This window comes from Nitrobacter winogradskyi Nb-255, from assembly GCF_000012725.1.
GTDB classification, from domain to species: Bacteria; Pseudomonadota; Alphaproteobacteria; order Rhizobiales; family Xanthobacteraceae; genus Nitrobacter; species Nitrobacter winogradskyi.
In genome coordinates, this window is sequence record NC_007406.1 from 1621438 (window position 1) to 1643181 (window position 21744).

Annotated in this window: 23 protein-coding genes; 11 read left to right on the forward strand and 12 right to left on the reverse strand. The window is 61.4% G+C overall.

All coding sequences use genetic code 11. From position 1 onward, the window contains the following. Positions 1 to 433: 433 nt before the first annotated feature. Positions 434 to 1785 (forward strand): IS3 family transposase gene (locus tag NWI_RS07770; RefSeq protein WP_148203808.1). Its coding sequence is split into 2 segments (ribosomal slippage): positions 434 to 770 and positions 770 to 1785, totalling 1353 coding nucleotides; the frame shifts between segments, so codons are not numbered across the junction. On the opposite strand, the gene NWI_RS16435 is transcribed toward NWI_RS07770, so the two are convergent. The 6 genes from NWI_RS16435 to NWI_RS07795 form a co-directional block, all read right to left on the reverse strand. Further along, positions 1730 to 3049, reverse strand: a complete 1320-nt coding sequence (locus NWI_RS16435; RefSeq protein WP_049750568.1) for an AAA family ATPase — start codon at positions 3047 to 3049, stop codon at positions 1730 to 1732. The genes NWI_RS07770 and NWI_RS16435 overlap by 56 nt on opposite strands. Continuing rightward, positions 3040 to 3303, reverse strand: coding sequence for a hypothetical protein (locus NWI_RS07780; protein ID WP_011314761.1), 264 nt, complete (start codon positions 3301 to 3303; stop codon positions 3040 to 3042). The genes NWI_RS16435 and NWI_RS07780 overlap by 10 nt, the downstream gene beginning before the upstream one ends. After that, entirely contained in the window at positions 3300 to 3488 is a 189-nt protein-coding gene (locus tag NWI_RS07785) for a hypothetical protein (RefSeq protein ID WP_041344911.1), read from the reverse strand. The genes NWI_RS07780 and NWI_RS07785 overlap by 4 nt, the downstream gene beginning before the upstream one ends. A 186-nt stretch (positions 3489 to 3674) precedes the next feature. Then, positions 3675 to 3953, reverse strand: a complete 279-nt coding sequence (locus tag NWI_RS18580; RefSeq protein WP_081431717.1) for an AlpA family phage regulatory protein — start codon at positions 3951 to 3953, stop codon at positions 3675 to 3677. A gap of 137 nt (positions 3954 to 4090) precedes the next feature. Further along, complete coding sequence (locus NWI_RS07790; protein ID WP_011314762.1) at positions 4091 to 4687, reverse strand: hypothetical protein; 597 nt, start codon at positions 4685 to 4687, stop codon at positions 4091 to 4093. Then, positions 4684 to 5715 (reverse strand): tyrosine-type recombinase/integrase, encoded by a 1032-nt coding sequence (locus NWI_RS07795; RefSeq protein WP_011314763.1) that lies wholly within the window; start codon positions 5713 to 5715, stop codon positions 4684 to 4686. Before NWI_RS07795 ends, NWI_RS07790 begins: the two co-directional genes overlap by 4 nt. 876 nt (positions 5716 to 6591) lie before the next feature. Between NWI_RS07795 and NWI_RS07800 the strand changes: the two genes are divergently transcribed. Both NWI_RS07800 and NWI_RS07805 read left to right on the forward strand, forming a co-directional pair. Beyond that, on the forward strand, positions 6592 to 7020 hold the full coding sequence (locus NWI_RS07800) for a hypothetical protein (RefSeq protein WP_011314765.1): 429 nt from the start codon (positions 6592 to 6594) through the stop codon (positions 7018 to 7020). A gap of 176 nt (positions 7021 to 7196) precedes the next feature. Then, positions 7197 to 7988, forward strand: coding sequence for a DUF2147 domain-containing protein (locus NWI_RS07805; protein ID WP_041344913.1), 792 nt, complete (start codon positions 7197 to 7199; stop codon positions 7986 to 7988). A 21-nt stretch (positions 7989 to 8009) separates the two neighbouring features. Here the strand turns inward: NWI_RS07805 and NWI_RS07810 are convergent, their stop codons facing one another. After that, the gene (locus NWI_RS07810; protein WP_011314767.1) at positions 8010 to 8420 is read right to left on the reverse strand and encodes a (R)-mandelonitrile lyase; all 411 of its coding nucleotides are present in this window, start codon (positions 8418 to 8420) and stop codon (positions 8010 to 8012) included. A 128-nt stretch (positions 8421 to 8548) separates the two neighbouring features. Here NWI_RS07810 and pxpB point away from each other — a divergent pair, with 128 nt between their 5' ends. The 3 genes from pxpB to NWI_RS07825 all read left to right on the forward strand — a co-directional run bounded on the left by pxpB (position 8549) and on the right by NWI_RS07825 (position 11128). Next, positions 8549 to 9283 carry a 5-oxoprolinase subunit PxpB gene (gene pxpB / locus NWI_RS07815; RefSeq protein ID WP_011314768.1) on the forward strand — a complete coding sequence of 245 codons (735 nt, stop codon included), beginning with the start codon at positions 8549 to 8551 and terminating at the stop codon, positions 9281 to 9283. Beyond that, a complete protein-coding gene (locus NWI_RS07820) occupies positions 9280 to 10299 on the forward strand; it encodes a biotin-dependent carboxyltransferase family protein (protein ID WP_011314769.1) in 1020 nt (339 codons plus the stop codon). The genes pxpB and NWI_RS07820 overlap by 4 nt, the downstream gene beginning before the upstream one ends. Before the next feature lie 61 nt (positions 10300 to 10360). Continuing rightward, positions 10361 to 11128, forward strand: a complete 768-nt coding sequence (locus tag NWI_RS07825) for a 5-oxoprolinase subunit PxpA (protein ID WP_011314770.1) — start codon at positions 10361 to 10363, stop codon at positions 11126 to 11128. 7 nt (positions 11129 to 11135) lie between these two features. Here NWI_RS07825 and NWI_RS17915 read toward each other — a convergent pair whose 3' ends face one another. The 4 genes from NWI_RS17915 to pcsA form a co-directional block, all read right to left on the reverse strand. Beyond that, on the reverse strand, positions 11136 to 11288 hold the full coding sequence (locus NWI_RS17915) for a hypothetical protein (protein ID WP_187148027.1): 153 nt from the start codon (positions 11286 to 11288) through the stop codon (positions 11136 to 11138). Between the two features lie 175 nt (positions 11289 to 11463). Further along, a complete protein-coding gene (locus NWI_RS07830; RefSeq protein WP_011314771.1) occupies positions 11464 to 12438 on the reverse strand; it encodes a quinone oxidoreductase family protein in 975 nt (324 codons plus the stop codon). An 85-nt stretch (positions 12439 to 12523) separates the two neighbouring features. Next, the gene (locus NWI_RS07835; RefSeq protein ID WP_011314772.1) at positions 12524 to 13249 is read right to left on the reverse strand and encodes a TerC family protein; all 726 of its coding nucleotides are present in this window, start codon (positions 13247 to 13249) and stop codon (positions 12524 to 12526) included. After that, positions 13246 to 13980, reverse strand: coding sequence for a phosphatidylcholine synthase (gene pcsA / locus NWI_RS07840; RefSeq protein ID WP_011314773.1), 735 nt, complete (start codon positions 13978 to 13980; stop codon positions 13246 to 13248). The genes NWI_RS07835 and pcsA overlap by 4 nt, the downstream gene beginning before the upstream one ends. A gap of 151 nt (positions 13981 to 14131) precedes the next feature. Here pcsA and NWI_RS07845 point away from each other — a divergent pair, with 151 nt between their 5' ends. Both NWI_RS07845 and hspQ read left to right on the forward strand, forming a co-directional pair. Then, positions 14132 to 15406 (forward strand): UbiH/UbiF family hydroxylase, encoded by a 1275-nt coding sequence (locus tag NWI_RS07845; RefSeq protein ID WP_011314774.1) that lies wholly within the window; start codon positions 14132 to 14134, stop codon positions 15404 to 15406. A gap of 138 nt (positions 15407 to 15544) precedes the next feature. Next, entirely contained in the window at positions 15545 to 15877 is a 333-nt protein-coding gene (gene hspQ / locus NWI_RS07850) for a heat shock protein HspQ (protein WP_041344914.1), read from the forward strand. Positions 15878 to 15946: 69 nt separating this feature from the next. On the opposite strand, the gene NWI_RS07855 is transcribed toward hspQ, so the two are convergent. Next, entirely contained in the window at positions 15947 to 16681 is a 735-nt protein-coding gene (locus tag NWI_RS07855; RefSeq protein WP_011314776.1) for an invasion associated locus B family protein, read from the reverse strand. A gap of 520 nt (positions 16682 to 17201) precedes the next feature. Between NWI_RS07855 and NWI_RS07860 the strand changes: the two genes are divergently transcribed. The 3 genes from NWI_RS07860 to NWI_RS07870 all read left to right on the forward strand — a co-directional run bounded on the left by NWI_RS07860 (position 17202) and on the right by NWI_RS07870 (position 21739). Then, a complete protein-coding gene (locus tag NWI_RS07860; protein WP_244375015.1) occupies positions 17202 to 18917 on the forward strand; it encodes an extracellular solute-binding protein in 1716 nt (571 codons plus the stop codon). Between the two features lie 4 nt (positions 18918 to 18921). Continuing rightward, entirely contained in the window at positions 18922 to 20424 is a 1503-nt protein-coding gene (locus NWI_RS07865; RefSeq protein ID WP_011314778.1) for an AMP-binding protein, read from the forward strand. Between the two features lie 85 nt (positions 20425 to 20509). After that, positions 20510 to 21739 carry a GGDEF domain-containing protein gene (locus tag NWI_RS07870; protein ID WP_011314779.1) on the forward strand — a complete coding sequence of 410 codons (1230 nt, stop codon included), beginning with the start codon at positions 20510 to 20512 and terminating at the stop codon, positions 21737 to 21739. Positions 21740 to 21744: the final 5 nt, after the last annotated feature.

A 21744-nucleotide genomic window follows, 5' to 3' on the forward strand; every position in this document is an offset into this window, starting at 1 on the left:
AGAGATTTGTCTTTCGCGGTTACCATCATGCCCTTCCCCGAGCTCTTGGCATAACCTTCACGCTGCCGGGATTTGTGCGAACAGTCGCTCGCCTCGGACTCATCGTCGCGATTGCCTTAACCCCGTATTGGAGCGATTGGCTGGTAAAAGGGGAAGTCTCGCCTCAGAGGGCCGGTTGGGCCAGTGCGGTTATCGTTTTTCTTCTGATCGCTAAGCATTTGCTTGATGAATTTGGTACCACAAGAGCGGCGGCAGCGCGTCAACGCCGGCTTCTGCAACAATGTGCGACAAGGCAAACAGTGATAAATCGCGACCTATTTAAAGCGATGCCGCCGCGAATATCGATCGTGTCCGCCGTCAGGGCTCTTGAGACAGTTTAGGAGTTTTCGGGAAGGGAGGATTTCTGGATCATCGCAGCCAATTTGGAGCGCAGATGAGACAGAAATCCGGGCCGGAGAAAGCACCGGCAGAGCAGGTCGTGAAGGACATCCGCCGGGCAACGCGCCGGCAGTTCTCGGCTGAAGAGAAGATCCGCATCGTGCTGGAAGGCGTGCGCGGCGAGGAGAGCATCGCCGAGCTGTGTCGGCGCGAGGGGATCGCCTCGTCGATGTATTACGGCTGGTCGAAGGAGTTCCTCGACGCCGGCAAGCGCCGTCTCGCTGGTGACACGGCCCGCGCCGCGACGTCGGACGAGGTGAAAGAGCTGCGCCGTGAGGCGCAGGCCCTGAAGGAGGCCGTGGCCGATCTCACCCTGGAAAACCGCCTGCTGAAAAAAAGCATGCTCGCGGATGGGGAGGACGACACATGAGGTATCCTGCATCCGAAAAGGCCGAGATCATTCGCCTGGTCGAGGCCTCGCATCTGCCGGCACGGCGAACCCTGGACAAGCTCGGCATCCCGCGCGCCACGTTCTATCGCTGGTACGATCGCTATCTCACCGGTGGGATCGAGGCTCTGGCCGATCATCGCTCGCGGCCGGATCGTGTCTGGAACCGGATTCCTGACCCAATCCGGGCCGAGATCGTCGAGCTGGCGCTGCGCGAAACGGAGCTGAGCCCGCGCGAGCTGGCGGTGCGCTTCACCGACGAGAAGCGCTACTTTGTCTCGGAGGCGTCGGTATATCGGCTGCTGAAGGCTCATGATCTCATCACCAGCCCAGCCTATATCGTCATCAAGGCGGCGTCTGAGTTCAAGGACAAGACGACAGCGCCCAACCAGCTCTGGCAAACCGACTTCACCTACCTGAAGATCACGGGTTGGGGCTGGTATTATCTCTCGACCGTGCTCGACGACTTCTCCCGCTTCATCGTCGCCTGGAAGCTCTGCGCCACGATGCGGGCGGATGACGTCACCGCCACGCTCGATCTGGCTCTGGCGGCATCGGGGCTCGACCAGATCGCGGTCGCGCATCGGCCGAGGCTGTTGAGCGACAACGGCGCCTCATACATCTCGGCCGAACTCGCTACCTGGCTCGACGGCAAGGGCATGAAACACGTTCGCGGCGCGCCGTATCATCCCCAGACGCAGGGCAAGATCGAGCGCTGGCATCAGACCCTGAAGAACCGCATCCTGCTGGAAAACTACTATCTGCCCGGCGACCTTGAACGGCAGGTCGCGGCCTTCGTCGAGCACTACAATCACGGCCGCTATCACGAGAGCATCGATAATCTCACGCCCGCTGACGTCTACTTCGGCCGCGGGCAGACCATCCTCACCGAACGCGAAAGGATCAAACGCCAGACCATCCACCAAAGACGCTTGCAGCATCACCTGCAGGCCGCCTAACCTCAAACCCAGATGAGCCAGAACCTCCGTTCCCGTGACCCCGGAACAGTCTCAATTCATCTGACGACGGACATGCTTTGATGTCGTCTTTGAGAGCAGCAAAGGCGGCATCGTCCAGGAACGAAATGGACGATCGCATGAAGACAAGCTTTTGCGGGTCTTCGCTGATGCCGCGATACTGCATGAAGGCGTTGACGCGCTTCACGAACCCGGCGTGACCCTCACGAGCGATGATCAAAACATCTGTTGGCACGCCCGGGAGTTTAGCGCCGTGCCAATCTGGCAGTCCGAATGCAAGGTGAAGGCACCAGTCGAAACCGAGAAAGGATTTGCCACTGCCCCAGCGCCCATAGAGCAGACCGACGCTACGTTCTGGAATCCAGCCGTCCATCAAGTATTCGGCGGGCGGCAACGTCTTGAGATCGGAGAATGTCTCAAACTTGAAGCGCGAAGCGGGGCCTTCGGCAGCCGGTGCATCGCGAAGCAGATCGGCAAGCTCGTCTGCGGTCCCGCCTGCCTCGATCCAGTCCGAAACGTCGCCTTTGTCAGGGAGGCCCGGCAGCCGCACCACTCGGACTGATCGCGCGACTTTTTGCAGCGTCTCGACAACCTGCTTTGCGTGCCGCTCGCCCGCCTCGTCATTGTCGGGCAGGACGTACACGTTCCGGTCCTTGAACCACTTGGCAAGCTCTGGCGCGAATTTCTCCGCGCCAGCTGAGTTTGTCGTAGCGATGCAACCGAGCGCCGCCAGATTGTCGGCGTCTTTCTCGCCCTCGACAATCATTATATCCATCACTCCATCGCGCGCCGCCTGAACCATTTCAGGAAGACGGTATGGGACCTTCAGCCCCTTAGGGGCACCGTTCACCCACGCCTGACCGTTCCAATGGGACTGATAGAACTGCTTTTCGGAAGTGCGCTTAACCCGCAGGTAGGGCGTGCCGTCCTCGAGTCGGTAGACGTACTCGGCCGGCGGTGTGGATACGCGCTCCTGCATCCGCCTAATCGGATCAACGCCGTTCTTTTTCTGAGGCTCCCAGCGAAGCCCTAGCTTGTCTCTCACATAGTCCTTGCAGGTGATTGGATTATCACCCGCAAAGCTGTGCACGACGAAGCCGTCGGGCGCAGTCGGGTCAACTTTGATGCTAAGTGACCGGTCCTTAGTCGAGTGGTTCGGTCCTGGAGCCAATACTGCTCTGCCGGAAATTTCGCCGCCTAGCGCAAGCGCAATTTCCCGAGTGGTGAAATTGAGCGTCATGCGCATAGCACCGCGTTGAGCCTAACCGCTTCCGCAACGGCAGCAATTTTCGCAGCTTCCATAGTTTCAAAGCCGCGCTGAATGCCGGCACTGCCGCCCGATTTCGATTCATGAACGACGGCAAAACCGGCTGGCGTCTGCACTTCGTTGCCGTCGATGTAACTGCATTCGAAAAACTCGGTTGCGTAGACCTCGCCGTTAGCAGGGTCCGGGCGATATTTTTCCTTCGCGGAAGGTCTCTTGAAAGGAAGCACCTTCATGCAGCGCCCCCCATGTCGAGGTTATTCGAAACGCGCCACCGGATTTCCGTTTCGATTGCTTCCTCGGCTTTGCGAAGAGCGTTCGCCACCATCTTCATTTCACCGATGGAATATTCATTGTGCGGGGCTGAGACCGTGCTGCCGATCGTGTCGATTTGGCAGAAGATTGGTTTGATGCGTTCCATCACCTGCAGCCCTCCCCGAACACGAGAGGAGCAACCACCGCAGCCATCACGGCGCTGATCGCGCAGCGACGGGTCAATGATGCTACTTGAAGCGAACGAACTGAACGGCTATCTTCCGAACTGATCCCGCTACCCAGCAGATCAATATTCGGAAAGCCTCGTGCCCCCAGCGCGGGGTTTTTCTTTTCAGGCTGCATCGGCGGTGACCTCCATGGGTTTCCACTCGCCGCGCTGCCAAGCTGCAACTTCATCCTCCCACCAAACGACGGCCTGTCCGTTCGGGTCGAGCCGGTGGCTTTGTGGGAAAGCCTTCTCCTTCATTTTTCGGTAAAGAGTGGGGACAGACCAACCCGTGGCGTCCAAGACGCGGGGGCGGCGAATTGCCTTGCGTAGTACAGACGGTGCGGGCCGTGACTGCTGAGTAGGAGCAGGTGCCGCCGCAGACGCTAGAAGCTCTGGCTTCATCTAGGTGCCTCCTGCGTTCTCAGGACCATCCTTAAGAACGCGGGTACCTAGTTATGCCGACCGGATTACGTACTGAATCGAAATGGCACCACAACAACTGCGGCGCACGATTTCGTAGCAAGCAAATGGCACAAAAATTATTTGGCTCGTTTTTGTGGATTCCGATTGGATTTGAATGGGATCACGTTGGCACCCAATGAGGCTAGTTGCGCCGCCCTTTCAGCCTCTTGTCGCCGCTGGATTAGTCCAATCCTGCGAATGTGCGTCTTGTCGGGAATGCTTTTGTCCAGCCATCCATTTTTGACGGCCCATCGCACATGATCCGACTGCCTCTTTTCCGGCCTCGTCTCAATCATGGCGACGACTACGGAATAACCCGGATCAAAGTGCCATTTCTCATATGACCCCTTCTTGCGGCCCGGCCGGTTTAGCTCAGCTAGTTTCGCGTCGAGGGCCTCGCATCGCTCAGTCGCATCAGCTAGGCTGTTGGCCAGCTCGGCAGCCTTAAAAAGCAATGGGAGCACGGCCTCGGTGGCTGCCGCGCCCTTAAGATCGCCTGCAATCTCCCTCGCGGCGTACCAGCCCATATTGAACATCACCTTGTCAGCAAGAATGCGCTCTATTCTAATCTGGTTTGCTAGTGACTCCGCGCTTAGGCGTCCGCTGGCGGTGATGTAGTCGTTGAAATTTCGTAATGCGCCCAAAAGCGACATTAGCCGCACATCAGCCGTCATCGCCCCGCCCCTATCGCCACCACGTTGTCACCGCCAGTCGCCTTGCTCTCACAGTAGCCTGCCCAATCAGCCATGAGCCGAACGCGCTTCTCTCGCTGATCGCCGCGACGATAGGCGCGCTCGGTCTTGCTGGAGACGATATGCGCCATCGCCATTTCCGTTAGCTCGTTGGCATAGGAAGTCTGCTCAGACGCCCAATCCTTAAACGTCGACCGGAAGCCGTGAACCGTTGCCACGTCGCCGCTGTAGCCCATTTCCTTAAGCGTTTCGGCCATGGCCATGTTGCTGAGCCCTTCACCCCTAGCGCCGGGAAAGATGAATGAGCCTTCGCGGGGAAGGTCCTGCAAGATCGACAACGCACGATCAGACAAAGGGATGACGTGATCCGGCCGCCGCCTGCCCTTTTGGCCCTTCATCAACTCGCCTGGAATCGTCCAAGTCTGTTCGGACTCGTTAATCTGCTCCCACTTCGCGCCGATTGTATTTGCGGTGCGGGTGACGTTTAGGATCGTAAACTCAAGAGCCCGCGCGCTGATCCCGTCGCGCTTGCGCAGTTTCGCCATGAAGGCAGGCAGTTGCTTGTAGGGAAGCGCAGCGAAATGCTCCACCGGAGCGACCTGCGATTTCTTCGGCAACAACTGATCCAAGTGCCCAACCCACCGGGCCGGGTTCTCGGCCTCGCGGAGTCCGATCGCCCTTGCCCGGTCCAGCACCTTCTCAATCCGACCGCGAACGCGGCTCGCCGTCTCTGTCTTAGTCGTCCAAATCGGCTCAAGGATTTTCATGATGTGGTTGCGGTCGACCAGCGCCACCGGGACATTGCCGATGACGGGATAAGCGTACCTCTCCAGCGTTGCCGCCCATTGGCTGCCGTGCTTGGCGCTTTTCCAGCCGGCTTGATGCGCCTTGATGTAGGCTTCCGCGCACTGCCGGAATGTCGTGGCGTTGGCCTTCTGGGTTTCCCGTTCGGCAACAAACGCCAGCTTGCGGGCGTTGCGATCTTCGATCGGGTCAAGCCCGTCGATCACTAGAAGGCGCTTTGCCTGGGCAACCGGGGTCGGGCTTGGTCATCGGCTGCGCCGACGCCGCCGTAGCGAAAATCAGGAGCACTCCTGTCACGAGATTACGTCTGATCATCTTCGTTCCTCCAAAGGATTCAGCAGTCCTTGACCGGCCTGCCTCCCTTGGACGGAAGCCACGCTGCGCGGGTTCAATAGGGCGTTTTCGAGCGAAGATGAATCCGGTTCGCGTGAAAAAAAACGCGTCAAAACATAAAGGCAGAGTCTTTCACCGTTTCCATGAAGCGGTGAAAGACTCTGGTGACTGAAAGCCCGCGCCACCGGAGAATTCGATAGAGCCCTCCCCTGTCGCGCCAAAATTATTTGGTTCGGCATCTCGCGCCGGAGCGTGCGAGCGCCAATATTGTCTTTGCTGTTGTCCGCGATTTACCGTTGCGGGTAACGGCGCAGGATCTTGCGATGAGCAAGTTTGCTTTGTTGCTGTTGGAGGCAAGAACATATGCCCCTCTTGATGTTTGGCGCGATCATCGGCTGCGGTGTGCTCTTTTATGCCAGCTATCGCTACGTACGATCTCACCCTCCGATCCGGGAAGAAATCCGGGAAGAGGATGAGACGCCTAAAGAGATCGCGAAAGGGGATTGAGCGCGCGCGGGCATCCGCGTTCGTGATGGCCGGCGCGAAAATGCCCCGTTCCTTCGAGTGATTTCAGTTAAAGATGCTTTATGTGCATGATATATCCGAGTTTATCCTCTTGCGGAAAAGTGTTTCCGGATCGACAAAAAACCGCCCATTTGCGCCCGGATACATGCGCTTCGATGCGTATGGGGACGGACGCGTTGTAACTGGCGTCCGTGCCGTCCCCGGCTCAACACGGGGACAGGCAGGTGAGCGAAAACGACCCGACCGACCACGCTCTCGCGGCGATTGCGAGTTTCATCGACAAGCCGGATGTATCGGCCGAAGGGGATGCGGACGCCGCGCCCGAGCCTGAACCGGCAGAACAAGCAGTATCCGAAACGGCGACGGTCATCCCTGACTCTCCGGATTCGAAGCAGGCCGAAACCTACACCAGGTATGGTCCCGGTCCCCTCACCGCTGTCCGGTTCAAGTGGAGCACACGGCGCGGCGACAACGGCGATTACTTTGTCGATGAAACGATCGGGGAAAGCTCCTACCCTCTCGTCAGCGGTCCGATGACGAAAGAAGCCGCGATCAAGTTCGTCGATGACCGCGAGCGCGACGCCCGCGAGCGCTTTGAAGCTTTACGAAGCGAGATGGCGGGCGGCGAAACCGGTCAGAGCGCTGGCGAATAGCTGGCTGGTTGAAGGACAGGCCTTTCCCTTCTCGGAGCCCGACGCCTGCCTCGGGAAGGTGACCGGCTTCGACCCGATGCGCCGAGAGTGGATGCGTCGAGAGTGATTTAGATCACATTCCGGAAGCCTCCGCATGGCTAAGGTCGGAGATGAATTTCCGAACCGGAGTGGATCCCATGAAAGCGCTCGGTGTCGCCGCCGCCTTGTTGCTCACCCTCTCGACCGCCCAGGCCGGTGAGAATTTTTCATTTGAGATCGGTGGACACACCGTGCGGATCCATGCCTCGCGCGGATGCGACTCCCCGTCCTGCATCTCGATCTCGATCCCTGGCCTGTACAACTCGAAACGCAAACGGTTTGACGACGCCGATTCCGGTGACTCTGATGTCCCTCAGGCAGGCTCCGTTCAGGCCCCTGCCGCCTCTTCCCCGAGCGCGCCGCCACCAGCGCCCGCGCAAGCATCTGCTACGGCTTCTGCCCCGGCTCCCGCGGCAACAGCGCCTACCCCCGCGCAACAGCCCTCGCCTTCGATAGCGGTGTCTACGCCGACCGCCTCGACTGGGGCGCCGGTGGAGCCTGTCCCGAGTCAGGACACGAAAACGGTGGCGTCCAACGTACCGGCCGCGGAACCGCCCGAGGCATCGCCTCGTGCCACCGAACCGGCCGGGCCTCTCGGCATGTGGGTAACCGAAAAGAAGGAAGGCCGCGTCCGGATCGAGGAGTGCGGCAAAAATCTGTGCGGATATTCCGTGGATTCCCGCAGCGGCCGGAACAAGGAGAAGATCCTGATCAATATGAAGCCGAGCGGCTCGAAGTGGAGCGGAAAGATCTACGACCCGAACAGCGGAAGCACCTACAGTTCCACCGTTGCGATGAAGGGCAAGGACCGCCTGCGCGTCCAGGGTTGCGCATTCGGGGGCATGTTCTGCGGTGGACAAATCTGGACCCGGCTCAACCAGAGCTTATGAAATGGTCGAGCTTCGATGTCGTCAGCCGCTGATCTTGCCGGCATATTCCTCGTCGGTGACGTGCTCCATCCAGGTCACGGCGCTTCCGTTCAGGGCTTCATGCACCGCTATGTGAGTCATGGCGCTCGTCGGCGCGGCTCCGTGCCAGTGCTTCTCGCCCGGTGAAAACCATACCGTGTCGCCGGGGTGAATTTCGCGGATCGGCCCGCCCTCGGTCTGGACCAGCCCGACTCCGGAAACCACATACAGCGTTTGGCCGAGCGGATGAGTGTGCCACGCGGTGCGCGCGCCCGGCTCGAAGGCGACGCTCGCGGCGAGGACGCGCGAAGGCGCGTTCACGCTGGCGATGATCGGCTCAACCGAAACCGTGCCGGAAAAATACTCGCCGGGTCCAGGCTTTGCCGGCCGCGAACCTGCCTGATGAATATCCATTCTGACCTCCTGAGTTATCGCGCGCGCCGCCACCGAGAATTCATTGGAATTGCATACATCCTTCATGTCAACTCGGCGTTTGAAACGTGTTGCCTTTCATCCGTCACGAACGAAACCTGTCATCGGTCATGGCTGCGCCGTCCCTAGCCCCTCCTCGCTTGCTGCCGAGCGGCGATACCGCCATTACGGTGGAATTCTGCCGCATCATCGATGAGCTGGCCAACCACCGCGTGCTAGCGCTCGATCGTGCGCTTGCGGAGGAACCGATCGAGGGCGTTACGGAAACGGTGCCAACCTATCGATCGCTGCTCGTTCATTACGATCCTGTCCGGATCGGTTTCGAGGAACTCGCGGAACGCCTGTCGGCGCTCGCGCGCCTGCCCGTTGCTCCGGCAACTCGCGCCCGGCGCTGGCGAATCCCGGTTGCCTATGGCGGCGAGCACGGCATCGATCTGGAAGATGTCGCGAAGACGCTGAACATGACCCCTGACGACATTGTGGCGCGTCATGCCGGCGGCGATTATCGTGTCGCCATGATCGGATTTACGCCGGGCTGGTCTTATCTGAGCGGTCTCGACAGTTCGCTGCGAATACCGCGGCTGCAAAGTCCGCGCTTACTGACGCCTTCCGGCATGATCTCCATCGGCGGCCTTCAGGCGGGCATCCAGTGCCTTGGGGGACCCAGCGGCTGGCGTTTGTTGGGACGAACCGCCGTGCGAACCTATCAGCTTCATCGCGATCCCGTTTTTCTGCTCGAACCCGGAGACGCCATCACGTTTTACGCCGTCGACGGCAAGCAGTTCGCGGAACAGGAGCGCGCCGCCGCGCACGGCGAGTGGGTCGCGCAATTGGTGACGCCATGAGCAAACTTGTCGTCACCGCTGTCGGGCCCGTCACCTCGGTTCAGGACGGCGGCCGCTCCGGCGCGCAGCGTTACGGGTTGCCGCCAGGCGGCGCGGCGGATCGACTCGCGCTGGCTGCCGGCAATTGTCTGGTCGGGAATCCCCCCTTTGCGGCTGCGATTGAAATCGGCCCCTTCAGTACGAGCTTCACCGTTCGTGAAGGCAGGGTACGCGTTGCGCTCACGGGTGCCGCTCGGAGTGCGGATGTTTCGGGCCGCCCGGTTTCGTTCAACGAATCCTGCACGTTCGGTGATGGCGACAGCCTGACACTCGGCGTGGCGCGCGACGGCACCTTCAGCTACCTTGCGATCGAAGGCGGCGTGAAGGGCGAACCGATGTTCGGCAGCCTGGCCGTTCTTGCACGCGCTGGTCTCGGCAGTCCGTTTCCCCGACCGTTACAGGCTGGCGACGTGCTCGATGTGGAGGCGGCGACCACCGGGGCCGAACATGGGATCGAACTTCCCGGCCAGGACGACGGCCCGATCCGCATCGTGATGGGTCCGCAAGACGATGAGTTCGGAGAGGCTACAGGACTGTTTCTCGGCAGCGAGTGGAAAATCTCGGCGACGAGCGATCGCATGGGCTATCGCCTCGAAGGCCCGATCATCGAACACCTTCACGGCCATAACATCGTCTCCGATGGCACCGTGAACGGCAGCATTCAGATTCCCGGCAACGGACAACCGATCGTCCTGATGCCGGATCGCGGCACCAGCGGCGGCTATCCGAAGATCGCAACCGTCATGACGGCGGATCTCGGTCGTTTCGCACAAATTCCCGTGGGCCGCGGTTTCCGCTTCAAGTCGGTTACCGTCGCCGAGGCGCAGGCTGAAGCGCGCGCCATGGCCGACCTGTTGCGAACGCTGCCCGGCCGGGTGCGCGCGGTGCGCAATACCGACATTGACGATGCCTTGCGCAACGCCAATATCGCCGGAACCGCGGTGAATGCATTCGATAGCGGGACGTGGCAGACATAGCGGGATGTGGCAGACTTGGCCGCCCCTGGAACCCTAAACGCCCCGCCGTATCGGACGAACCATGACGATCGATCTCAATTGCGATCTTGGCGAAAGCTTCGGCGTCTGGCCGATGGGCAGCGATGCTGCGATGATCGAGCTTGCGACGTCCGTCAACATCGCCTGCGGTTTTCATGCCGGCGATGCGGACACGATGAGGAAGACCGTCGATCTTGCCGGAACGCATGGCGTCAACATCGGCGCGCATCCCGGCTATCGCGACCTGCACGGCTTCGGGCGGCGGCCGATCGCCGGCCTTACCTCCGGGGAAATCGAAAACCTCGTCGCGTATCAGATCGGCGCGCTTCAGGCGATCGCCACCATGGCGGGGCACAGGGTCACGCATGTGAAGGCCCACGGGGCGCTGTCTAATGTCGCTTGCGAAGACGACATGACCGCGCGCGCGATCGCCTCAGCGGTCAAAGCCGTCGACCCCGGTCTCGTCTTCGTGGTGCCTGCGAACTCGCGTCTCGTCGCGGCCGGCGAAGCCGCCGGCCTGCCGCTGGCGCATGAGGTGTTCGCCGACCGTGCCTATGAAGATGACGGATCGCTGGTGTCGCGGCGCAAGCCGGGCGCGGTGCTTCATAATGCGGATGAGATCGCTCGCCGCGTCGTGACAATGCTTCAATCCGGAGAGGTGGTTTCAATCACCGGCAAGCCGATCAGGATGCGTATGGATACGGTCTGCATTCATGGCGACACGCCGGACGCGGTCCGTATCGCGCGTACATTGCGCCAGGCGCTCAAGGATAACGGCATCGCCGTCGCGCCTTTTAATCTGATAAAATAGCGTTCGGTCAGAACGGATGGATGCCGAGCGAGCCGAATACCACGGCCGCGATCAGGAAAAGCGAGCCATAGAGTGCGAAGGTCTGGAGCCGCAACACCGTTTGCTCGGTCAGGCCAAGGGCGCTGACGTTCATGCGAGTATGGTCGGATTGTTGTTGCATCGTCGGTCTCCGGCTCAATACTCCTTACAATGAACGACGGTTCCGGTCGGCGGCAAGACAGGTGACGAAAATAGCGATAGGATTCTTCAATTCTCCGGATATCCGGACAGAAATTCTCTCCTATCTCTCGCTTCCGAAAAATTCTATTCGCGGCGGCGGATGCGCGAGGCGGCCTTCACGGCTTGAGAATGATGGCGCCTGTGGTCCGGCGGCTTTCGAGATCGGTCTGGGCTTTCGCAGCGTCCTTCAACGCATAGGCATGATTGATCTGAACGTGCAGACTGCCGGTGATGACGGCGGCGAAGACCGTATCGGCGCCTTCGAGAAGCTCCCCGCGCGTCGCTATATAATCGTTCAGCTTCGGGCGCGTGGCGAACAGCGAGCCGTGATGGGAAAGCTCGACCAATGGAAACGGCGGCACCCGGCCTGACGCGTTGCCGAAACTGACGAACAGTCCGCGCGGCCGCAGGCAGGACAGCGAGCCCGGAAACGTCATCTTGCCGACGCCGTCATAGACCACGTCGCATAGTTCGTTGCGACTGATCTGCTTGACGCGCGCGACGAAGTCCTCCTCCTCATAGAGGATGACGTGATCACAGCCGTTCGCCAGCGCAAGGTCCGCCTTGGCCTTCGACCCGACGGTGCCGATGACGTTCGCGCCGAGCGCCTTCGCCCACTGGCAGGCGAGAAGCCCGATACCGCCCGCCGCGGCATGGATCAGAACGCGATGGCCGTGCTCGACCTTGAAGGTCTTGTGCAGGAGATACCAGACCGTCAATCCCTTGAGCATCAGCACCGCGCCCTGCTCGTAGGTGATGTGGTCGGGTAGTTTAACCAGCTTGTCCGCCGGGATGTTGCGGTCGGTCGCATAACCGCCGAGATCGAAATAATAAGCGACGCGGTCGCCGGGGTGAAAATTGGTGACGCCCGGTCCAACGGAAACGACTTCGCCCGCGGCCTCATTGCCCACGATGAACGGGGCGGCCGGCGTTTTGTAGAGCCCGCTGCGATAGTACACGTCGATAAAATTCAGGCCGATCGCATGTTGCCTGATGCGGACCTCGCCCTGCCCCGGCGTACCTAGGTCCACGGCCTCATAGACAAGCGCCTCGGGACCACCGACCCGGTGAACGCGTACCGCCCTGGTCATTGTCCCCTCTCCCTGCAATGTGCGCCAAGGAGAGCGAAAGCCATAGGGCCGGCGTTGTCAACCAGCGAACCGCTGCAAGGGAAGCTCAGCGGCTCGCTTTCTTGCGGTTGCGCCCGGCGAGGACGTTGAACATTTCCACCGCCGCGGAGAACGCCATCGCGAAGTAGATGTAGGCGCGCGGGATGTGAAAGTGGAAGCCGTCCGCGACGAGCGCGACGCCGATCAGCACCAGAAACGCCAGCGCCAGCATCTTGGTTGTCGGGTGCTCGCTGACGAACCGGGACACCGGCCCCGACGACAGGTACATGACGAAACATGCGATGATGACGGCCGCGATCATGATCTCGAGATCTTTCGCCATGCCGATCGCCGTGATGATTGAATCCAGGGAAAACACCAGATCGATGATGATGATCTGCACGATGACCAGAAGAAACGCGCGTGGTTTCGGCGTTTCCCCCGCCTCGTGTTCACGCGCCTCCACCTCGCCGTGGATCTCATGCGTGGCCTTGGCGATCAGGAACAGGCCGCCGCCGATCAGGATGATGTCGCGCCAGGAAAAGGCAAAGTCCTGCACCGTCAGTACCGGCGTGGTCAGGCCGATCAGCCAGACCAGCACGGTCAGCAGCGCGATGCGGAAGATCACGGCCAGCGCGAGGCCGACCTGGCGCGCGCGCTTCGCCTGCTTCGGCGGGATTCGCGAAACAATCACCGACAGGAAAATGACGTTGTCGATGCCCAACACGATCTCGAGCGCGGTCAGCGTCACGAGTGCAGCCCATGCTTCCGGGCTGGTCAGCAGTTCGATCATTGTTTCTCTGGCCTCAGGAGACGGATCACGGCATCGCCGCAGACGATGTAGAATGCGATGGCGCAAAGCACGGCCGTGACCGGCATCGCCACATTGAAGTCGTGAGCAACGGTCGTCATTGCAAGCGCAGCCCATACCGCGATCAGCGACAGATTGAAACCGCGAAACCGCTTCACCCGTACCGGGTGCAGAACCTTGAGAGGGACGAAGGTCAGCACGATAAGCGCTGCGATCGCGAGGGTCGAAGCCGCCGGTGATGGACGCAGCAGAAACAGGTAGAACGCCGCGGCGTTCCAGAGCGCCGGGAAACCACGAAAGTGGTTATCGTCTGTCTTCATCCGGCGGTCGGAGAAATAAAGCGCGCTGCTGATCACGATGCCTACGCCCAGCAACGGCGCGGCGAACGGAAGCAACAGGCCGCTCGCGGTGATGGCGTAGGCCGGAACGAATACGTAGGTGAGGAAGTCGACCACGAGGTCCAGTATCTCACCGGACCAGTTTGGCTGCGCTGCCTGGACGTTCAGCCGCCGCGCCATCGGCCCGTCCAGGCCATCGATGAGTAGCGCCAGACCCAGCCAGGCAAACATGGCTGCCCAGTGCTCCCGCACGGCTTCCAGCATGGCGAGCAGCGCAATTCCGGCCCCGGTCGCCGTGAAAACATGGACCAGGAGCGCGGCGGTCCGCGACGTTCCGGGTCCGGGTAGCGGGCCCTGCCGGCTTGGTTGGCTCATTTGTACATCCTGCTATCAGGAGTCGGGCAGTTTTGCATAATGGTCGTTGCCGTGCTCCGCCGCGCGAGCAGTCGGGAGCAATGTCATCCGGTTCCGGCAATGTTAGCCGGGCGGGCTTGAAAATGGCGCGGCGAATGGCGATTGTCGATCCATGAACGAGAGCGCGAAGCCGGTTGCAATCTTTGATGTCGCGGTGGTGGGCGGAGGGCCTGCCGGATTGGCTGCGGCGATCGCCCTCTCCCATGCCGGCGCGCGGACGGCGCTAATCGCGCGGCGCGTCGGTTATGGCGATAACCGGACGACAGCCCTGCTTGGCGGTTCCATCGATCTGTTACGAGAGCTTGACGTATGGCCCCGCTGCGAGGCCGATGCCGCCCCTCTCCGTGTCATGCGGCTTGTGGACGATACCGGACGTCTTATCCGGGCTCCCGAGGTGCGTTTTTCCGCCGCCGAGATCGGGCGCGACGCATTCGGCTACAATATTGCAAACCGCGCGCTGATGGCCGCCATGGAGGCGCGCGCCGCGGAAGCGGAAAACCTCACGCGGATCGACGGCGAAGCTGAGCAGGTCACGCCCGGCGATACCGTGGTCACCATCACCACCCGGCAGGGAGATGAATTGAGCGCTCGTCTGGCGGTCGGGGCCGACGGGCGGCAGTCGCTATGCCGCAAAGCCGCGTGCATCGGCATTACGCGTCGCGCGCTCGATCAGGCTGCTTTGACGTTCAACGTCGCGCATAGCCGGCCGCACAAAAACACCTCGACCGAGTTTCATACCCCGCATGGTCCCTGCGTTTTTGTGCCGCTGCCCGGAGACCGCTCCAGTGTCGTCTGGGTCGCCTCCCCCAGGGAGGTGGAGCGGCTTGCCGCCCTGAGCGACGACGAACTGGCCGAAGCCGCCGAACGGAGATCGCATTCGATCCTGGGACGGCTTGAGGTCGGCCAGGGACGAAATAAGTTTCCGTTAGGGATCGAGCGGCCCGCGCGATTTGCAGGCAACCGCATCGTTCTGGTCGGCGAATCCGCCCATGTCCTGCCGCCGATCGGCGCGCAGGGGCTGAACCTGGGCCTGCGTGACGCCGCCGATATCGCGGAGATTGTCGGCGACGTTCTGTCCTCCGGGGAAGATCCCGGCGCATCTCCCGCTCTTGCGCGTTTCGAAACGGCGCGGCGCAGCGACGTTCTGAGCCGAACCTTCGCGATCGACGTGGCGAACCGGTCGCTGCTCAGCGATTTCCTGCCGATCCAGACCGCACGCGCATTCGGGCTGCACCTGATCAGCAAGGTCGGTCCGCTCCGACGCCTTGCCATGCGCGAGGGTCTCGCGCCGTCGTGGCGGCGGCGTCCACATAGGGAGCCTCGGTCTAAAGCATTTTCCGGCGAAGTGGATACCGGTTCGTCGCAAGAAAATGCGTCAAAACAATAATCTAGAGCCTCGCTTCTGATTCAATCAGAAGCGAACGTGCTCTAGCCAGCCTTGAGCCGAGGCCTCGACTCCCGCCCGTGGAGTCCAGTCCGATCTCGCCTCTGGCTTCGGCCGCCGTCCTGGTCTATGCGGTCAGGGATGACGAAAGCGCGTACCGCCAGATTCCAGATCGGCCAAATCGTTCGCCATCGGATTTATTCGTTTCGGGGCGTGATCTTCGATATCGATCCGGTCTTCAACAACACGGAAGAATGGTGGCTCTCGATCCCGGAGAATGTCCGGCCGCACAAGGATCAGCCATTCTACCATATGCTCGCCGAGAATGCGGATTCCGAATACGTGGCTTATGTCTCGGAGCAGAACCTTCTGCCAGACGACTCCGGCGAGCCAATCCGGCACTCGCAGGTGACCGAGATTTTCATCCAGGATGAATCCGGCGGCTATCGTCCCCGCAACCCGTCTCTGAATTGAGATCGTAGCTGCCTGATAACAAAAAAGCGCCCCGCGAGGAGCGCTTTTCCGTTTGATCTCAATAACGAGCTACTGTTTAGCGGTACCCTGTTGGGTGGCTTCGAGCTTCGCGCGCGCTTCGGCAGCCCGCTTCTGCAGTTCTTCCTGCAGCTTCTTCTGGGTTTCCTCGAACACCTTGGGGTCGGTCGGCGGGCCGTCATAGGCTTTCGCGAACTCAGCCAGCGGAAGCGGCAGCGTCAGCGGCGCGCCGTTGGAATTGATTGCCTGAACAATCAGATTCTGGCCCTTCTTCAGGTGTCCGAGCATATCCGCTGACAACTCATAATCCGACATGCAGCCATTGGCGAAGCAGATCACGTAGGGACTCTGCTGCGGCGGGTTGCTATCGACGATGATGCGCGTTCCGTGGACGAGTTGCATCCCGAGCGGCAGCGTTACGCGGAGAATCTTCTTGGGCTCGCCTTCGGGCTCGATGATGACCGCCGCGATTACGGGCTGGCCGGATTCGATTCGTCCGTCCTTGCCGGTGAAACATACCTGCTTGGCTTTCGCATCCTGGCCTTTCAGGCAGAACTTGGTCCAGGGGGCATAGATCAGTTGCACCTGCTGGTCGGCTGGCGCCGCCTGGTTTGCCGCCGGAGCCTGCTGCGCTCCCTTTGCTGGAGCCGCCTTGCCTTTGGGGGGGGGCGCTTGCTGGGCGGGAGCGTCCGACGCAAATGGAACGGCCACGAGCGTCACCGCGGCGAACAGGGCGAAGGCCCGTCCGCGATGCAAAGCGGACGTGGTCAAGAGACGAAAATTCATTGCGGAAAACCCTTTCCTGAACGCTCGTGATCGGATTCTAACATTCGTATTTCGTTTCAGCGAGCCTTCCTTCGAACGCAAAATTGAAGGACCGCTTGCAAACCCAGGCCCTCGATGGAGCGATTGCTGGTGGAGTTTCGAATTCAGCATTCGCGTTCCCGACGCGGTCAGCCGGATTTCTCCACCAGGAGCAGGCATTGGCGCAGACTATTCGGCGGCTGTCTCTTAGTGAAATGAGGCGGTTACGTGACGATTCGCGCTGTCATGGTCAATTGCCCGCCTTCAATACTAGGGCGCATAAAAAGATCAATGGCAACATACGCTTTTGACGTGCCTTTCAAACCGCGTCGCGGCGGTTGTGATAAAATTTCTTGTGAGCAAGTTCGAATCAAAATGGACCCGGTATTGCCGGCCGCCGCGCGAGCGCTGCCGGACGGTGGTGGGTTTGGCGCTCATAGTCGGGCTGCTCGCCGCCGGGTACCAGGAGGTTTCCGCGGCGGATTCCGGTTACGCCATCGCGATGCATGGCGAACCGGCCCTGCCGCCTGATTTCAGCCGGATGCCCTATGCCGATCCGGACGCGCCCAAGGGTGGCCGGCTGGTTCAAAGTGTTCCCGGTAGTTTCGACAGCCTCAATCCCTTCATCGTCAAAGGCGTCGCGCTTCAGCAAATTCGGGGTTTCGTGGTCGAGAGCCTGATGGCCCGTGGTCACGACGAACCCTTCACGCTCTACGGTCTGCTGGCGGAAAGGATTGAAACCGACGATGCCCGCACCTACGCCACCTTTCATCTGAATCCACAGGCGCGCTTTTACGACGGGCGGTCCGTCCGTGCCGAAGACGTGCTCTTTTCCTGGCAACTTCTCCGGGACAAGGGCCGACCCAACCATCGTCAGTATTATTCGAAGGTTGCGACGGCGGAGGCGATCGATGAGCGCACGGTGCGTTTCGATTTCGGGGGAACCACGGATCGCGAACTGCCCCTGATCCTCGGCCTGATGCCTGTTCTGCCGAAACATGCCGTCGATGCCGCCACTTTCGAGCAGACCTCGATGACCGCCCCGCTGGGGTCCGGGCCGTATCGCGTGACCGCCGTCAAGCCTGGAGCCAGCGTGACGCTGACGCGCAACCCGGATTATTGGGGACGCAACCTGCCGGTCAATCGCGGCCTGTGGAACTTCGACGAGATCAGGTTCGACTACTACCGCGAAGCCAACAGTCAGTTCGAGGCGTTCAAGCGCGGTCTGTATGACTTTCGTGTCGAGAGTGAACCACTGCGCTGGCACGAAGGCTACAACTTCCCGGCAGCGGGCGATGGTCAGCTTGTCCGCGAAGCTATTAAGACCGGCCTGCCCGCGCCCTCGGAATATCTGGTGTTCAATACGCGGCGGCCGATGTTTTCCGACATTCGCGTTCGCGAGGCGCTGACGCTGCTGTTCGATTTCGAGTGGATCAACCGAAACTATTTTTTCGGACTCTATAGTCGCGCCGGCGGCTTCTTCGCGGGATCGGAACTGTCCGCCTACGCGCGCGCCGCCGCCGACGGAGAGCGGTCGCTGCTGAAGCCGTTTCCATCGGCCGTGCGAAGCGATATCCTCGACGGCAGCTACCGCCTTCCCGTGACCGACGGTTCAGGCCGGGACCGCGAAGCCTTACGCGCCGCTCTCGCGCTTCTGTCGCAGGCAGGTTACGAGTTTGACGGCACGGTCCTGCGCCATCGCTCGACCAAGGCTCCCCTTGCCTTTGAAATTCTGGTGACGACCCGCGATCAGGAGCGGATCGCGCTAGCTTACGCGCGCGATCTCAAGCGCGCCGGCATTGAGGTGTCCGTGCGCTCGGTCGATGGCGTGCAGTTCGATCAGCGTCGGCTGGCGTTTGATTTTGACATGATCCAGAACCGCTGGGATCAATCGCTGTCGCCCGGCAACGAACAGTCCTTCTACTGGGGCAGCGAAGCCGCCGACATTCCGGGCACCCGCAATTACATGGGCGTGAAGAATCCCGCGATCGACGCCATGATCGCCGCCATGCTCAAGGCCAGGGAGCGGCCGGGCTTCGTGGATGCGGTACGCGCGCTCGACCGGGTCCTGATGTCCGGATTTTACGTGATTCCGGTTTACAACGTTCGAGAACAATGGATCGCGCGCTGGAATCGGATAGAACGACCGGCAGCGACCGCGTTGACTGGATACATCCCTGAAACTTGGTGGCGAAGGCCGCCGAAGCCCGGCAAGTGACTTCGTGCTCCAGAACAATTCATCGCCTACGCTGGATGAACTCTTCGACCGCATCCTCGTCCGGCAGCCGGACCGGCCGGCGCTGATCGATCCGCCGGACAAGCTGCGGGTGACGGGACAGTCACCCCTGCATCTGACCTTTGCCCAGGCCGACCGGGCGGTATCAGCATTGGCGGCCCACTTCATCGAGGCTGGCCTGCCCGCCAATTCGATCATAGCGGTACAGCTACCCAACACCATCGAACTGGCGCTGACAGTGCTTGCCGCCCATCGCGCCGGTCTGATCGTGGCGTTGTTGCCCCAGCTTTGGCGGCAGGCCGAGCTCGCTGTTGCGATCAACCGGACAGGCGCGCGCGCGATCGTCGCGATGGGCAATATCGACGGCGTCAATCATGCCGACCTCGCGATGAACGCGGCGGCGGAAGTGTTCTCCGTCCGTCATGTCTGCGGCTTCGGCAGCAACTTGCCGGAAGGTATGGTTCCGCTGGATATCGCTACCGAAAGGACAATCGACCGCTCGCGGCTGATGATCCGGGATTCGCGCCGCGCCGCGCTGGTGACGTTCGAGGCTTCGGGCTCGGGCTTCCTCGCCGTGCCGCGAACCCACGTCAACCTGATCGCCGCCGGGCTTGCCATCTTTCTCGAGAGCAGCCTGCCTCAGAACGCGACAATTCTCTCGGCTCTCGCGCCGTCGTCCTTCGCCGGGCTGACCTCATCCTTCGTGATGTGGCTGCTCAGCGGCGGCACCCTGGCGATGCATCATCCCTTCGACGAAACTGTTCTCGTGCGGCAGATGGAAACCGAACGCTGCGACACGCTGGTCGCGCCGGCCTCCCTGGCATTGCGGATGGCTGAAACCGGTGCTCTGTCTTCCGTCCCGAGCCTGCGTCATGTCGTTGGTCTCTGGCGGGTTCCGGAACAGGTGGGATCGAGCGCGCCCTGGTCCGACAGCGAGAGGCAAATGACCGACGTCTACCTGTTCGGCGAGGCGGGTCTTTTCGCGAGCCGCCGCGTGGAGGACGGCTCCCCTGCCCCGATCATGCCCGGCCCTTATCGGACGCCACCTCAGGTTCCCATCACATCCACGGCCGGCGAGATCGTTTTGACCCCGCACGGCACGCTGGGGCTGCGAGGGCCGATGGTGCCGATCGCGGCCTACGCCGCGCCGGAGTCTCCTTCCGAGGACTTCGTCGTGCCGTCGCAGCCGGATTATGTCGATACCGGCTATGCCGCGCGGATCGATCGCGCCACGGGCGCCATTGCGATCACGGCGCCGCCGGCCGGCGTCATGGCCGTCGGCGGCTACCGGTTTCCCGCACAGGACCTTCAGGAATGGGCGCGACGGCTCGGACCGAACGCCATGCTGACGGCGCTTCCCGACCGTCTGAGCGGCCATCGCCTTGCCGGGCGAGCCGGCGACAATGCCCGCGCTCGCGAGGCTCTCAAGGAACTGGGGCTGAACCCGTTGATGGTGGAAGCATTTCGCGATCGTTCCGTGAGCGGCTGATCAAATCCGGCGCCATTCATTGACGCCGCATTAAGGGACAATAAACTAGCCTCACACGCCTTTGGCACGTACCGAGTTGGTGAGAATGTCCCAGCAAGGCCCGCTTATCGTTGTCTCACACGGCGAGCGACAAGCGTCCGTCGTCTCTCGAGCGAGCCGGAGCATCTTCCCTGTTCTCGACATCGATTGGTCGGAAGCCTCCCGCGGCATCGAACGCTTTCAGCCGGCAGCCGTGTTCGTCCCCACGACCGAAGGCGCGGGCGTGGGATTGGATCGCCTCGCCGGTCAGCTTGCCGCGATGCAGCCTTACGTTCCCCTGATCGTCGCCGATCCCCCAATGCCCTGCCCGGACAACGCGCTTCCGTTCTCGTCCCTGAACGAAGGCATCGACCGGTTCGACAGGCGTCTCAATGCGGCGCTGCGCGTGCGAACGCTGCACGCGACCGTCCTCCGGCGGCTTGCAGGCAATCCGGCGGCGCCAAGCCTGCCGGATGCCGACCCGATCCGGGATGCGACCGTTCTCCTGATCGGGCGCGGCGCCGCTTATCCGACGCTATCGGTGGCCTTTGGCGAACGGCTCGGCGTCGTCGGGGCGCTCAGCATCGAGGCGGCGGCGAAGCATCTCAACGCGCGGGATCTGGACGGTGTCGTTATCAGTGAGGGGTTCGCCCGGCGCGTGGTCGACGCGCTTCTGACCGTGCTCGCTGAAGACACGCGCTTTCGCAATCTGCCGATCGCGGTTCCGGCCGGCGGCCCGTGGGCGACCTATGATCTTCCCAATCTCGAAGTGATGCCGAGCGAGCCCCATCATGCCGTCAGCACGTTTCTGCCTTTGGTTCGGCAGCACGCATTCGAGGCGCGTCTGCATCGTACGCTGAAATCAATGGATGCGGGCGGACTCCTCGATCCGCGAACGGGTCTCCTGACCGGGGATGCCTTCCACCGTGAACTCAACATGGCGATCCGCCAGACCCGCTCCAGCGGCGCGAGTCTCTCCATCGCGCGCTTCTCGCTCGGCCAGCAGCATGAACGCCCGCTGTTCGACGCGGCGCGTATTCTCAGCCGGCTGATGCGGCGAATGGATTTCGGCACGCTCGAAGCCGATGGTTCGATCGTCGTGGTTTTTGCCGACGCTGATTTACGCAACGCGCAGATGATCGCGCGGCGGCTTTCGAGCGTGATGAAGCATACGACGCTCAGCGCCAAGCGTACCGTGCGGATCGACCCTCAGGTCACCCTGACGGCATCCCGGTTTGATGACTCGGCGGTATCGCTCCTCACCCGCCTGAGCAGTGAAGCGCGCGCGGCATCATAACGACC

Bases quoted from the DNA above. Each gene is read 5' to 3' on its own strand.
- NWI_RS07860 (WP_244375015.1), top strand. From the start codon at position 17,202: ATGCATGGCGAACCGGCCCTGCCGCCTGATTTCAGCCGGATGCCCTAT.
- NWI_RS16435 (WP_049750568.1), bottom strand. From the start codon at position 3,049: ATGCGCATGACGCTCAATTTCACCACTCGGGAAATTGCGCTTGCGCTA.
- NWI_RS07855 (WP_011314776.1), bottom strand. From the start codon at position 16,681: ATGAATTTTCGTCTCTTGACCACGTCCGCTTTGCATCGCGGACGGGCC.
- NWI_RS07825 (WP_011314770.1), top strand. From the start codon at position 10,361: ATGACGATCGATCTCAATTGCGATCTTGGCGAAAGCTTCGGCGTCTGG.
- NWI_RS07810 (WP_011314767.1), bottom strand. From the start codon at position 8,420: ATGGATATTCATCAGGCAGGTTCGCGGCCGGCAAAGCCTGGACCCGGC.
- NWI_RS07790 (WP_011314762.1), bottom strand. From the start codon at position 4,687: ATGACGGCTGATGTGCGGCTAATGTCGCTTTTGGGCGCATTACGAAAT.
- NWI_RS07785 (WP_041344911.1), bottom strand. From the start codon at position 3,488: ATGGAACGCATCAAACCAATCTTCTGCCAAATCGACACGATCGGCAGC.
- NWI_RS07820 (WP_011314769.1), top strand. From the start codon at position 9,280: ATGAGCAAACTTGTCGTCACCGCTGTCGGGCCCGTCACCTCGGTTCAG.
- pxpB (WP_011314768.1), top strand. From the start codon at position 8,549: ATGGCTGCGCCGTCCCTAGCCCCTCCTCGCTTGCTGCCGAGCGGCGAT.
- NWI_RS07845 (WP_011314774.1), top strand. From the start codon at position 14,132: ATGAACGAGAGCGCGAAGCCGGTTGCAATCTTTGATGTCGCGGTGGTG.
- pcsA (WP_011314773.1), bottom strand. From the start codon at position 13,980: ATGAGCCAACCAAGCCGGCAGGGCCCGCTACCCGGACCCGGAACGTCG.
- NWI_RS07830 (WP_011314771.1), bottom strand. From the start codon at position 12,438: ATGACCAGGGCGGTACGCGTTCACCGGGTCGGTGGTCCCGAGGCGCTT.
- NWI_RS07805 (WP_041344913.1), top strand. From the start codon at position 7,197: ATGAAAGCGCTCGGTGTCGCCGCCGCCTTGTTGCTCACCCTCTCGACC.
- NWI_RS07835 (WP_011314772.1), bottom strand. From the start codon at position 13,249: ATGATCGAACTGCTGACCAGCCCGGAAGCATGGGCTGCACTCGTGACG.
- NWI_RS07780 (WP_011314761.1), bottom strand. From the start codon at position 3,303: ATGAAGGTGCTTCCTTTCAAGAGACCTTCCGCGAAGGAAAAATATCGC.
- NWI_RS18580 (WP_081431717.1), bottom strand. From the start codon at position 3,953: ATGAAGCCAGAGCTTCTAGCGTCTGCGGCGGCACCTGCTCCTACTCAG.
- hspQ (WP_041344914.1), top strand. From the start codon at position 15,545: ATGACGAAAGCGCGTACCGCCAGATTCCAGATCGGCCAAATCGTTCGC.
- NWI_RS07870 (WP_011314779.1), top strand. From the start codon at position 20,510: ATGTCCCAGCAAGGCCCGCTTATCGTTGTCTCACACGGCGAGCGACAA.
- NWI_RS17915 (WP_187148027.1), bottom strand. From the start codon at position 11,288: ATGCAACAACAATCCGACCATACTCGCATGAACGTCAGCGCCCTTGGC.